Source organism: Bradyrhizobium sp. 45 (assembly GCF_023073155.1).
In the GTDB taxonomy this organism is placed as follows: domain Bacteria; phylum Pseudomonadota; class Alphaproteobacteria; order Rhizobiales; family Xanthobacteraceae; genus Bradyrhizobium; species Bradyrhizobium canariense_D.
The window spans coordinates 36777-48903 of the sequence record NZ_JADPIX010000049.1 but is presented as its reverse complement, the minus strand read 5'-3'; the positions used below and the strand labels follow the sequence as shown (position 1 = coordinate 48903).

12 protein-coding genes, 1 tRNA gene and 1 riboswitch are annotated in these 12127 nt (G+C 64.2%); of the genes, 7 read left to right on the top strand and 6 right to left on the bottom strand.

Annotated elements, in window-relative coordinates:
- Window positions 1-22: 22 nt before the first annotated feature.
- A complete protein-coding gene (locus tag IVB42_RS06740; protein ID WP_007615678.1) occupies window positions 23-1219 on the bottom strand; it encodes an O-succinylhomoserine sulfhydrylase in 1197 nt (398 codons plus the stop codon).
- A gap of 70 nt (window positions 1220-1289) precedes the next feature.
- Window positions 1290-1369, bottom strand: a riboswitch (SAM riboswitch).
- Window positions 1370-1479: 110 nt separating this feature from the next.
- On the opposite strand from IVB42_RS06740, the gene IVB42_RS06735 reads away from it, so the two are divergent.
- The 4 genes from IVB42_RS06735 to IVB42_RS06720 all read left to right on the top strand — a co-directional run bounded on the left by IVB42_RS06735 (window position 1480) and on the right by IVB42_RS06720 (window position 5953).
- Complete coding sequence (locus IVB42_RS06735) at window positions 1480-2586, top strand: 2'-deoxycytidine 5'-triphosphate deaminase (RefSeq protein WP_247295970.1); 1107 nt, start codon at window positions 1480-1482, stop codon at window positions 2584-2586.
- A 177-nt stretch (window positions 2587-2763) separates the two neighbouring features.
- Window positions 2764-3192: a PAS domain S-box protein gene (locus tag IVB42_RS06730; RefSeq protein WP_018456077.1), complete on the top strand. Its 429-nt coding sequence runs from the start codon at window positions 2764-2766 to the stop codon at window positions 3190-3192.
- 104 nt (window positions 3193-3296) lie between these two features.
- Window positions 3297-4346: a hypothetical protein gene (locus tag IVB42_RS06725; protein ID WP_204513160.1), complete on the top strand. Its 1050-nt coding sequence runs from the start codon at window positions 3297-3299 to the stop codon at window positions 4344-4346.
- Window positions 4347-4507: 161 nt separating this feature from the next.
- Window positions 4508-5953 (top strand): MATE family efflux transporter, encoded by a 1446-nt coding sequence (locus IVB42_RS06720; protein WP_247398944.1) that lies wholly within the window; start codon window positions 4508-4510, stop codon window positions 5951-5953.
- Here IVB42_RS06720 and IVB42_RS06715 read toward each other — a convergent pair.
- The 5 genes from IVB42_RS06715 to IVB42_RS06695 form a co-directional block, all read right to left on the bottom strand.
- Window positions 5950-6456: a hypothetical protein gene (locus IVB42_RS06715; protein WP_026233082.1), complete on the bottom strand. Its 507-nt coding sequence runs from the start codon at window positions 6454-6456 to the stop codon at window positions 5950-5952. The two genes, IVB42_RS06720 and IVB42_RS06715, sit on opposite strands and share 4 nt — an antisense overlap.
- Window positions 6457-6556: 100 nt before the next feature.
- On the bottom strand, window positions 6557-6958 hold the full coding sequence (locus IVB42_RS06710) for an SRPBCC family protein (RefSeq protein ID WP_018456081.1): 402 nt from the start codon (window positions 6956-6958) through the stop codon (window positions 6557-6559).
- Between the two features lie 195 nt (window positions 6959-7153).
- Complete coding sequence (locus IVB42_RS06705) at window positions 7154-7513, bottom strand: VOC family protein (protein WP_026233083.1); 360 nt, start codon at window positions 7511-7513, stop codon at window positions 7154-7156.
- 56 nt (window positions 7514-7569) lie between these two features.
- Window positions 7570-8409 (bottom strand): AraC family transcriptional regulator, encoded by an 840-nt coding sequence (locus IVB42_RS06700; protein ID WP_018456083.1) that lies wholly within the window; start codon window positions 8407-8409, stop codon window positions 7570-7572.
- Between the two features lie 9 nt (window positions 8410-8418).
- Window positions 8419-8997 carry a methylated-DNA--[protein]-cysteine S-methyltransferase gene (locus IVB42_RS06695; RefSeq protein WP_018456084.1) on the bottom strand — a complete coding sequence of 193 codons (579 nt, stop codon included), beginning with the start codon at window positions 8995-8997 and terminating at the stop codon, window positions 8419-8421.
- Window positions 8998-9169: 172 nt separating this feature from the next.
- Between IVB42_RS06695 and IVB42_RS06690 the strand changes: the two genes are divergently transcribed.
- The 3 genes from IVB42_RS06690 (at window position 9170) to IVB42_RS42000 (ending at window position 12110) form a co-directional block, all read left to right on the top strand.
- Window positions 9170-9243, top strand: a tRNA-Gly gene (locus IVB42_RS06690).
- Window positions 9244-10102: 859 nt separating this feature from the next.
- On the top strand, window positions 10103-10939 hold the full coding sequence (locus tag IVB42_RS06685) for a hypothetical protein (RefSeq protein ID WP_247370420.1): 837 nt from the start codon (window positions 10103-10105) through the stop codon (window positions 10937-10939).
- Between the two features lie 202 nt (window positions 10940-11141).
- On the top strand, window positions 11142-12110 hold the full coding sequence (locus IVB42_RS42000; RefSeq protein WP_247370418.1) for an HNH endonuclease: 969 nt from the start codon (window positions 11142-11144) through the stop codon (window positions 12108-12110).
- The last annotated feature ends 17 nt before the right edge of the window (window positions 12111-12127 follow it).

Below are 12127 nucleotides of genomic sequence, written 5' to 3'. Positions count from 1 at the left end.
ACTAGGCCGGGACGACAATAACTCACGCCTTCTCCAGCGCCGCGGTCAGATCCTCGATCAGATCGTCCGCGTGCTCGAGGCCTGCCGAGAAGCGGATGAATCCTTCGCTGATGCCGAGCGCGGCGCGGTCCTCCGGCTTCAAACGCTGATGCGTCGTGGTCGCGGGATGGGTGACGAGGCTCTTGGCGTCGCCGAGATTGTTCGAGATCTTGGCGAGCTTGAGCTCGTTGAGCACGCGGAACGCCGCCTGCTTGCCGCCCTTGACCTCGAGGCCGACCAGCGTCGAGCCGCCGCGCATCTGCTTCTTCACCAATGCAGCCTGCGGATGATCGGCGCGGCCGGGAAACACCAGCCGCGAAATCTTCGGATGGCTCGCCAGCACGTCCGCGATGCGCGCCGCCGTCTCGGTCTGCGCGCGCACGCGCACGGCGAGCGTCTCCAGCCCCTTGAGCAGGACCCAGGCGTTGAACGGCGAGATCGACGGGCCGGTCTGGCGCATGAAATTGTGGATGTGCTCGGCGATGAACGCTTCCGAGGACAGGATGATGCCGCCGAGACAGCGGCCCTGGCCGTCGATGTGCTTGGTCGCGGAATAGACCACGACGTCGGCGCCGAGCGCGAGCGGGCTCTGCCAGATCGGGGTGGCGAACACGTTGTCGACGACGAGCCGCGCGCCGCCACTATGCGCGATCTCGGCAATGCCGGGAATGTCGAGCACGTCGAGCGTCGGATTGGTCGGGCTCTCCAGGAAGAACGTCTTGGTGTTCGGCTTCATGGCGCGCTGCCACTGGTCGAGATCGAGGCCGTCGACCAGCGTGGTCTCGATGCCGTAGCGCGGCAGTAAATCCTGCACGACGTAGAGACACGAGCCGAACAGCGCGCGCGAGGCCACGACGTGATCGCCGGCCTTGAGCGGCGCCAGGATCGCGGTCGTCACCGCGGCCATGCCGGTCGCGGCCGAACGTGCCGCTTCGGCGCCTTCGAGCTCGATCATGCGGCGCTCGAACATCGAGATGGTCGGATTGGAGTAGCGTGAATAGATGAAGCCGGGGTCCTCGCCCTTGAACCGCGCCTCGCACTCCTCAGCGCTGTTGTAGACGTAGCCCTGGGTCAGGAACAGCGACTCCGACGTCTCGCCATATTGCGAGCGTAAGGTGCCGGAATGAACCAGGCGAGTTTCGGGACGGTAGTGGGCGGTTGGCGCCGGGGACTTCGACATAGGACCTCCTGAAGTGACCATCGAGAATGGTCACAAAAAAACCGGCCTGGAATATCTCCACGGGCCGGGATCACAGAGGTCCCCGGCCTGTTTAGCGACTTATTTAACGTGGCTGCAAGCCGGCCGGCTCAAATCACCACGGGATAAGTCATGCTCATATTCCGCAATGCCCTTTCCGTCAAGACGTCCATCGGATAGCCGTAAAACGCTCATATTTCCCGCATGTCGGGATGTGTTTGATCCCTGATGAGGACCCCGGGTTGACGTTCACGGTCGCCGCCGACGCCAATGGTATCCTGCCCGACCGCATGATCGCGGCGATGGCGGAGGGCGGTCTCATCCTGCCCGCTTACGACTTCGTCGAAAGCCAGATCCAGCCGGCGAGCCTCGATTTGCGTCTTGGCGATATCGCCTATCGCGTTCGCGCCAGCTTCCTGCCCGGTCCCGGCGCCACGGTCGCCGAGCGCATCGACGAGTTGAAGCTGCACGAGTTCAGCCTCGCCGACGGCGCGGTGCTGGAGACCAACTGCGTCTACATCGTGCCGCTGCTTGAAAGCCTCGCGCTGCCGCCGGAAATCGTCGCGGCCGCCAACCCGAAGAGCTCGACCGGCCGGCTCGACGTCTTCACCCGCGTGATCGCCGACGGCACCCGCCGCTTCGACATGATCGGTGCCGGCTATCACGGCCCGCTCTATGCCGAGATCAGCCCGAAGACGTTTCCGGTGCTGGTCAGCGAGGGCTCGCGCCTGAGCCAGGTGCGCTTCCGCACCGGCGATGCCATCCTCAACATCGACGACCTCGAGGCGCTGCACGCGACCGAGCGTCTCGTCGATATCGACGATGCCGACCTCACCGGCGGCGTCGCCGTCTCTGTTGATCTCTCCGGCGAGAAGAGCGGCGGCTTCGTCGGCTACCGCGCCAAGCGCCACACCGGCGTCATCGACGTCGATCGCCGCGCCGGCTATTCCGTCGAGGACTTCTGGGAGCCGATCTCGGCCCGTCCCGACGGCAGCCTGATCCTCGATCCCGGCGAGTTCTATATCCTCGCGTCGAAAGAGGCGGTGCAGGTGCCGCCCGATTACGCCGCGGAGATGGTGCCGTTCGATCCGCTGGTCGGCGAGTTCCGCGTGCATTATGCCGGATTCTTCGATCCCGGCTTCGGCTATGCCGGCGCCGGCGGGCTAGGCTCGCGCGCCGTGCTCGAAGTGCGCTCGCGCGAGGTGCCGTTCATCCTCGAGCACGGCCAGATCGTCGGCCGCCTCGTCTACGAGAAGATGCTGGCCCGCCCCGACGCGATGTACGGCCAGCGCATCGGCTCGAACTACCAGGCGCAGGGCCTGAAGCTGAGCAAGCATTTCCGGGTGTAGGGATAGCCTCACCTTCCGCTGTCATGCCTCGGCTTGACCGGGGCATCCAGTACGCCGTAGCCTATTGGTTCGATCACATCCGCCTCTGGAATACTGGATCGCCCGATCAAGTCGGGCGATGACACCGAATCTGTGTCAAGATGGGAAGTGAATCCGGGCTACGTCCGAGGTGGCGAAATGACAGATCAATCCGAACTCGACGCAAGAATCCTCGACGACGTCGCCGACGCGCTGATCTATTCGGATCGCTCCGGCACGATCATGCGCTGGAACCGCGCATCGTCCGCACTGTTCGGCTTCTCGGCGGACGAAGCGCTGGGCCAGAATCTCGACCTGATCATTCCCGAACATCTGCGCGCCGCGCACTGGAAAGGTTTTGAGGCCGCGCTTGCCAGCGGCGCGATGAAGCTTGCGGGCAAGCCGACACTGACCCGCGCGCTGCACAAGGACGGACGCAAGCTCTACATCGAGATGACCTTTGCGCTGGTGCGGGACGCCGCTGGAGTGGTGCAGGGATCGGTGGCGATGGCACGCGACGTCACCGAGCGCGTCGAGCGCGAGCGTGCCGCCAAAGCCTCGCAAACTAAGCCTGCGCAAAATTCGTGATGCGGAATTGGCGCGCCGGCGTGCAGGGCTCCCTGCGTGCGGCTCAGCTTGTCCGTCACCGGATGCAGTGACACACTCGATCAGAACAACGATCGGGAGCGAACATGACCGCACCAGACCCCGCGCAGGAAGCTCAATGGAAACGCTGGCGCGCGGTTGCCGATCTCTATCACGCCTACTTCACCGGTCTGATCCTCACCGTGGTCACGCGTCGCGGCACGGCAGATGCTGCGGAGTTCGTCTTTCGCGTGTTCCGCCGCCAGCAGCAGGAGCGCTTCCTGCCGGGGCTGGAGAAGCTCGGGCTGAGCCATCTGCCGCCCGCCGTGGCAGCCGCGCAATATCACTATCTCTCGAACTGGATCGGCGGCGTGCACGTCGAATACATGTATGAGAGCGACCGCAAAGCCTGGATCCGCTATCCGCCGCCGCGCTGGATCTGGAAAGGCACTGCCATCTGCGGCGTGCCGGGCGAAGTCTCGCGCGCGATGCTGCGCGGCTGGCACGCCAACAACGGCGTGGCGCTCGGCGATACCAGATTGGGGTTCGTCTGCACCAAGCAGAGCGTCGACGGCCAGGACGGGCTCGAAGGCTACTATTATCAATATGACCAGCCCCTCGAGCTCGACCAGCGCCTCGTGTTCGCGCGGCACCTCGAAGCCCCGCTGTTCGATGCAGCCGCGGCTCCGGCGTTGCCGGTCGCAAGCTGGCCAAGGCCGAGACTGGAAAAAGCCTATCGCAACTATGCGATGGAATATGTGCGCACCGCCGCGCCCGTGATGGTGCAGCTGTTCGGTCCGGAGGATGCGGGCTATCTCCTGCACCTCACGGGCAAGCTGATCGGGATGCAATATTTCGATGAGGTCGCTGCGGCGCTGTCGATGGGCCGCGGCGGTGCGAGCGAATTCGCGACGTTCCTCAACGCGCTGTTTGTCGCGCAGGACGATGCGGCTGAGACGACGCAATCCGAGGGCACGTTCGAAATCCGTCAGCAGAGCTGGAGGTTGATGGAAGACGGCGCCGATAACCACTCCGCTTGCGCCAAGGTGCTGGCGGGGTTGTTCGAGGGGCTTGCGGCCGGGTGCGGCCGGCACATCGGCGTGCACCTGTCCCCGACACCGAGCGGTCGTCCGCCATTGCTCTGGACGATTGGGTAGACGACGGCGTCACCGCGCTGCCGCAGGGCACGCCTGCACCTAGCGCAGGAGGAATCGCTGCGCGTCGTGCTAACAAGCCTCTTGTTGCGCCCTGCGCGAACCAATTCATTGGCACACCCAAGCATTGCTGCGCCGGAAATGGCGCTTTGCCCGGAGAGGACATGTCAGACATCGCCGAAATCCCGGTCGATGAACAAGAGCGTCCGCTGCCGCCGCCTCCGCGCCCCGTGAGGAGCGCGCTGATGGACGGGCCGATCCTGCGCACGCTGCTCGGGCTGGCCTGGCCCAACGTGGTCGCGCTCTCAGCCGGCACCTGCACCGTAATTGCGGAGACCTCCTATATCGGACGGCTCGGCGTGGAAGCGCTGGCCGCGATGGCGCTGGTGTTTCCGACAGTGATCCTGACCATGACCATGTCAGGCGGTGCGATGGGCGGCGCGGTGGCCTCCGCCATCGCGCGCGCGCTCGGCGCGGGCGATCGCGAGCGTGCCGGGACGCTCGCCGCGCACGCGCTGCTGATCGGCATCAGCTTCGGCCTCGTCTTCATGCTGGGCATGCTGATCTTCGGGCCCAAGGTGCTTGAGATGCTCGGCGGCCGCGGCGACGTGCTGACGCATGCGATCGCCTACACCCAGGTGTTTTTCGGCGGCGCCGTGCTGCCCTGGCTGCTCAACACCATGGCCGGCGTCCTGCGCGGCACCGGCAACATGAAGCTGCCGTCGCTGTTGATCCTCAATTCCGCGGCCTGGCAGATCGTGCTCGGTGGCACGCTTGGCCTCGGCCTCGGTCCGGTGCCGCAATTCGGCATGCGCGGGGTCGCCGCCGGCGCGCTGATTGCCTATTGCATGAATATCGGCGTGATGGGCTGGTACCTGTTCTCCGGCCGCGCCCGCGTGACGCCGAAGCTGCGCGGACTTCGCATCCAATGGGCGATGTTCCTCGACATCCTCAAAGTGGGCGCCATCGCCTGCTTCTCGCCGCTGCAATCGGTGCTGACGATCTCGATCTTCACTCACATGCTTGCGAAATTCGGCACCGCGATCCTGGCCGGCTACGGCATCGGTGCGCGGCTGGAATTCCTGCTGACCTCGATCGCGTTCTCGTTCGGCATCGCCTCGGTGCCGATGATCGGCATGGCGGTCGGCGCCGGCCGCATCGCCCGCGCCCGGCGCATCGCCTGGATCGCAGCGGCGAGCGCCTTCGTCGCCGTCGGTGCACCGGCGTGCCTGGTCGCGGCCTTCCCCGATCTCTGGGTGAACATCTTCACGGACAGCGCGACCGTGCGCGCCACCAGCCACCAATATTTGTCGACAGTGGCGCCGTTCTACGCCTTCATCGGCCTCGCCTCGACGATGTATTTCTCGTCGCAGGGCGCTGCGAAGGTGATCGGCCCGGTGCTGGCGCAGACCGCGCGGCTGATCTACATCTCGGCTGTCGGCTGGTGGCTGTCGACGCATGATGCCACCGCGCAAAGCTTCTTCTGGCTGGCGGCGAGCTCGATGGTCGTGCTCGGCCTGCTCTCGTGCTCCAGCGTGGTGCTGACACGCTGGGGACCGCGCCAAACCAAACCTGCGATCAGGCCGGCTCTGTCGGCCGCCGCGGACTAGCGGTGCCTGTGGCGGCGATGGCCGCCACCACCGCCGACATTGGCGAGCCGCATCAGTTGCGGAATCATCGCCATCATGTCGCCGCCACCGGCGCCGCCGAGCATGCCCATGATATCGCCGCCGCCGATGCCGCCCATTCCGGCCGGCATGGTGCCGCCTCCACCCATCGGCGCGTAGCCGCCGTAATTGGGCGCGCCGAAACCGCCGCCGAGGTTGCCGGCGCCGAGGCCGCCAATGCCACCGCCGCCCATCATGCCAAGACCACCACCGCCATTCTCCATCATGCGGCTCATCATCGGGCCCATGGTCTGCATCATCATGCCGAAGCGGCGCTTGCCCATCTTGGCCTTCATCATCTCGAGCATCGGCGCCATCTGGGTCATTATGTCCTCGCCGCCGGCACCGCCGCCGCCGAAGAACTGCGCCTTTGCCGGCGCGCTCGAAATCGAAAACATCAGCAGCACGGCGGCCGCCTGGCAGATCACCTTGTCCGCACCTCTCATGGCCTGCTCCTCGCGTGCGTGGCGCCGCCGGGAGAGCGGAGCCAACCGGACGCACGGCGCCATCGTTATTGCGGACGAGGGCTGGGCTCTGTGAGAAAGATCACGCAGCTGCGGCCGGAAACGCGCGGTGTATGGCGGCGACGGCGTCCTTGGTCTGTCCCTGCACATAGGGCGCGAGCTCGTTCGGCAGCATGTCGATGATCCAGACCAGGCGGCATCTCGCCTCGCCCTCGGCGATCACCTGCACCGAGGCGCTGTAATGCTTCAGCCGCTCGTTGTTGATCGCGTAGACCAGCCGCTGCCGCGCATCGTCGCAATCGACCAGCACCTCGCGCGCCACCGATCCGTTGGCGAAGGTGACGATGCGCGTGTCGCCGTCGAGCGTGCAGGCCGTGACGAAGCCCGGCGCCAACCGCCGATGCAGCGCGCCGAAATCGCGCACGGCATCCCAGACGTCGCGCGCTGGGGCGTTGAGGGGAATGTCGTTGTGGATGGAGGCCATGATGCAATCCTGGTTGAGTTCCTTGATGTAGAGAAGCGAGCGATAGCGCCGTCATCCCAGCTGTCATCGCCCGACTCCATCGGGCGATCCAGTATTCCAGAGGCCGCTGTGATTGAATCGAGGAGCTGCGGCGTACTGGATACCCCGGTCAAGCCGGGGGATGACAGCGTGTGTGTGTGGTGAGGGCTGCCGCGTTCACACACAGACCGCCTCAACATTGTTGCCATCGGGATCGATCAAAAACGACGCGTAGTAAGTCGGGCTGTAATCCTTGCGCGGGCCGGCGCCGCCATTGTCGCGGCCACCGCTCTTCAAGCCCTCGCTGTGGAATGCCTTGACCGCGTCATGATCCCCCGCGCGAAACGCGATGTGCACGCCATCGGCTTTGCGCCCCTTGTTCAGGTGCAGCCACAGCGCCGGCTCGCCCTTCGGCCCGAAGCCGGCATAACCATCGCCACTCGAGCACACGACATAACCGAGCGGCGCCAGCACCGCGGTGTAGAAGCGCGTGGCGGCGTCGAGGTCGGCAACGCGCAATCCGATATGGTCGTACATGGTCGTCTCCATTGCCAAAGCGCGCCACAATCGGCGCGCGCCGGAGACGAACCTAGTCAGTTGAGGGCAAGCTGCTCTTGGAGAATCTTGCGCTCTCCCTTCGAAGCCTGGCGGAACTTGGTCGGCGATACACCAGCGGCGCGGTGGAAGGTGCGGACGAAGTTGGAGAGATCGCCGAAGCCGACGTCGTAGGCGATGTCGGTGACTGCGATGTCGTCGTCAGTCAGCAGCCGCGCCGCATGCCGCAGCCGCGAGCGCACCAGATATTGATGCGGAGTGACGCCGAGCACGGCGGAGAACAGCCGCAGGAAGTGGAAGGGGCTGAGGCCTGCCTGCCGTGCCGCCTGTTCGAGGTCGACCTCGGCATGCGAGTTGGCGTCGATCCAGAGCGCGGCTTCCACGGCGCGGCGGCGATCACGCGCCGTCGGTGTCGTCGGCTTGCGCGCCTTGCCCGACACGACATCGACGAAACGACCGGTGAGGATCTGCCCGACCTCGTCGAGACCGAGGTCGCTGTTGCCATCTGCCGCCGTCTGGGCGAGCTCGCCCAGCACCATCAGCTCGGGCAACGGTGGCGTCGCGCCGACCTGCCAGACGTCGCTCCGGCCGCCGAGCGCGTCGACCAGATCCTCGCTGAGGAAAAAGGACAGGCAGACGTCGCCGGCGACGTGCTCATGTGTGCAGGTGTATTCCTCGCCTGGCGCGCCGACCAGCATCGAGCCCGCCACCAGCTCGAAGAAGCCGGCGCGGCAATGACAGCCAAAGCTGCCGGCGCGGACATAGGCGATGGAATGGCCGGTGCGGCACTCCGCAAACGGGCTGTCGTCCGGTCCCGCGTCGCAGCGAAACTCGGAGACGGTCATCGAGGGGGTGGTCAGCAGCGTTGTTGCATCCATCCTCCCTATCTAGGTGGAGGGTCTCGGTGGGGCAACGGGCAGCAGGACGTCGAACAGCGTCTTGCTGGCGATCGGATGGGTGCCCTCCAGCGACAGCAGCCGCCGCTTGGAGATTACGCCGCCATAGGGCGAGAGCCGGTCGGTGTAATTGCCGGCCTCCAGCACCCGGTGGCAGGGCACGATCAGCATGTAGGGATTTTTCGCGATCGCCTGTGCCACCGAATGCGCGGCGCCGGAGGCGCCCAGCGCCTTGGCGATCTCGTGATAGGTGCGCGTCTCCCCGCGCGGGATGGCGCAGGCCGCCTCGTAGACCCGCCGGTTGAAGCCGGGCACCCCGCTCGCGTCCAGGCTGACCTCGGAAAAATCAGCATCGCTGCCCTGCAGCAAGCTCACGATGCCCTCGATCGCGAACTCGGCGTTCGCGGAAGGCCGCTGCTCGCGTGCCTCGGGATGGATCTGGAAAATCCGGCGGCGGGTGTCGATCTCCCGCGCCTCCGGCAACTGCACGGCGACGACCCCGGTGCTGCTCCAGATGATGCCGCAGCGCCCTATGGTCGTGTCGAATATCGCGTAGCCATGCCCCACCATACACACGCCCCCACGCAACGTACGCTCTCCCCAGACCGCGACCATAACACCGCCACAATCCGCCGCACCCAAAATCGTACCGGAAACTTAAGAAGGGGCGGGCGGGCTGCGCCAAAGCGCTTGGCGAGATGCGCCGTCTCGGCTAATCAGAGCGGGCGCAAGCTGCGCATCCGCGGGCGTAGTTCAATGGTAGAACGGCAGCTTCCCAAGCTGCATACGAGGGTTCGATTCCCTTCGCCCGCTCCAAATCAAGTTATCCCTGCGAGACAAGGCCTTCTTGCATTTTTGTGCACGACTTTCTTGTCTTTACGCGATTTCCTATACAACGTCCGTACAAATCTCCGCAAAAAGCGGGCTTTAGGTCGTGGATCTTGACGCAATCGCGATCGACCGCGGAAACGTTCAGTGAGCGGTAGCGTAGCTGGTCCAGACGAAATTGGAGCCGCCCGATCCGGTCGACAAAAACGCGTCTATAGTGACATCGGCCTGCCTCCTAGCCTCCGTGATTGGTTTCGCGGTTTCGTCGCTCTACGCTCGTTTTGCCGACGTGGCGGGGCGATGGACAACTGCGATCATTCCAGCCGACATCGTCAGCATAACGACGGCGATCAAGGGCGACGCACCTTGGTCGGCGCGACGCTTGGAAGCGTAGGCCGGGATCCAGTGTTCTCAAATCGCCTGCAAGTGGTATCTGATCCGCGAGATGACCGTTCCGATTGACCACCAGTTCATTCCGGCGTTTTTCCCGACGGAACGGGCAAGCTCGTCGAATACACCCTGAAGCACGGGTAGCGAAGACGGTCGGTCCGCGTGCGACCGGCTATGAGCCGCATCTGTATTCGTTTCCGGAATTGCCACGCGACGTTGCCAACTTCCTGGAGACGGTTTTCTTCGATTATGCGGACCGCGTAGCGGCTGATGCGTTGAGGCTTCATCTCTCGACGGCCCCCGCTGTCTGGACCTCCGAATCGATCAGCGCGTGTCCGACCGCGAAAATCGCCCGCTGCGACGTGCTAGTTGATCCCATGGGGAATCCCGCTCAGCCAGTCAAATGCCCAGCGTCCCACTGCAGAGCGAGTGCGACGATCAGAGACGGTAAAAAGGTTTGCAATTTCTCATGCCCCGAGTACTTCGACATCTTCAACTGATCCCTCGCATACTTGCTCCGCTCGCGACGGTTTCGGCGCTTGTCGGCTGCGGTACGTACGTTCCGCCTCTTCAGGAATATTTCGAGACGGCGCCTCCCGACGCGGTTTTCTCCGCCGGCGGACAATTCGAGTACGCCATCAAGACCAAGATCTATTGCGACATCGTCGAAGCGGTCATCACCAGCCGCGAAGCCGGCGTCCTGCCGACGGGGTGGGCAGTCCAGACCACACTCGATCTTCAAGTGGACGAGTCCGGTTCGTTGAATCCGGGGGCAACCTACATCGATTCGCCGACGTTTTCGATCGGCGCCGGCGCCGTGTTGTCGTCGCAAGCTACCAAGGAAAGCAAGTTCGGCAGCTATTGGAATCTAGACAAGCTAAAAGGGGCCGGGAGCAGCCCGTGCGCGAGTACTCATCCCACAGGCAGCTCTCTGCTGCTGAGCGAGTTGGGAATAACGCAGTGGTTGCAAGACTCGCTGAGGAGCCGATATTTCCTACCCTCATCCGAGGGGAAGAAGGGCGACCCGTTCTTCAAGCAGGACTTTCTATCCCTACACGTGAAGTTCATCGTCACTTCGAGCGGGAGCGTCACGCCGGCCTGGAAGCTAGTGCGCGTCACCACGGGTAACGGTGGATTGCCGCTGGTCGGGGCAGGCCGGGTTCGGACGCATGACCTCCTTCTCACTTTCGGACCCACCTTTGCCGCGGGAAGCCCGAACTTGGCAATAAGTTCGCATGCGGCCCAGGACTTCGGCAATGCGGTCTCCAACGGCCGCCGCGTACCGACGCCTTAGCGGCGCCCACGCCGGAATCCCGTGGTTCGTCGAACGCATCGACGCTTGGGTCGGTATGGCTGATGCATTCAACGAGCGTCCGAGCGCGAAGCCCACAATGACGCGCGACGCTTCACGAACGTTGACGGACTTTCCAACCTTGAAGTCGGCATCCGGCCTGGTACGCTGCCCCGATCGGACGATTGCGGCGGGCTTGTGAGGCGTGGACGACGAACTTATCAGGATGTCGGCCTTCGCTGCGCTCAATCGGCTGTTGACCGGGGGGACGGTGCTTCCATGGAGCGCGATAGAGCCCGGATTTCCGGCGCCCGGGTTTGACCATCGCCTTCGGTTTGCGAGCCGTGCGAAAGGCATCTTCAAACCGAAGGAGATGGCCGGCATTCTGTCCGTGAGAACTGTCATCCCCCGAAAAGGCCGAAGGATCTGGTATCGAGACCAGCACGACGGTCGTGATGCTTTGTACACGGGCGATACGACCGTCCGCTACAGCTTTAGGGGCGATGATCCTGGCTCCTCTGACAATCTGATGCTCAGGGATGCGGTGGAGAAGCAGTATCCGATCATCTACTTCGTCGCCGTGTCACCGGCCGTCTACGTGCCTCTCTACCCAGCCTTCGTGGTGAATTGGTATCCGAAGAGGCTCGAAGCCGATCTGACTTTCGCTCCGTCGGCTTCGACGACCAAGGTCGTTGCTCCACCGGCGACTCCGATTGAGCGCCGCTACAGGCTTGTCGAGGTGAAGCAACGGGTTCATCAGGCCGAGTTCAGGGAGGCGGTGCTCGATGCCTACGACGCGCGATGCGTGATCACCGGGCTGTCCGTGCGCGAGCTTCTCGATGCGTCCCACATTATGCCGGACGCCGACGAGAATTGGGGACAGCCCTGGATTCCGAACGGTCTTCCGTTGAGCAAAATTCACCATGCTGCCTATGACGCGAATCTGATCGGCATCAATCCGGACGGAATCGTCCATGTGTCGCAGCGGTTGTTGGCCGATTGCAGAGACCTGGACGTGGTCAAGGCGGTCGATGCGATGAGAGGAGCGCGGATTCGCGCACCTCGGTCCGGCGAGGATCGCCCGGACCGCGATCGACGGCTTTACGGTTCGACCAATACTGCGCCGCAAACTGACTTTCCGATCTGGATTGCCGCTTGGGACGTGGTCGCGTAGAGCGGCACAAGGCGGGT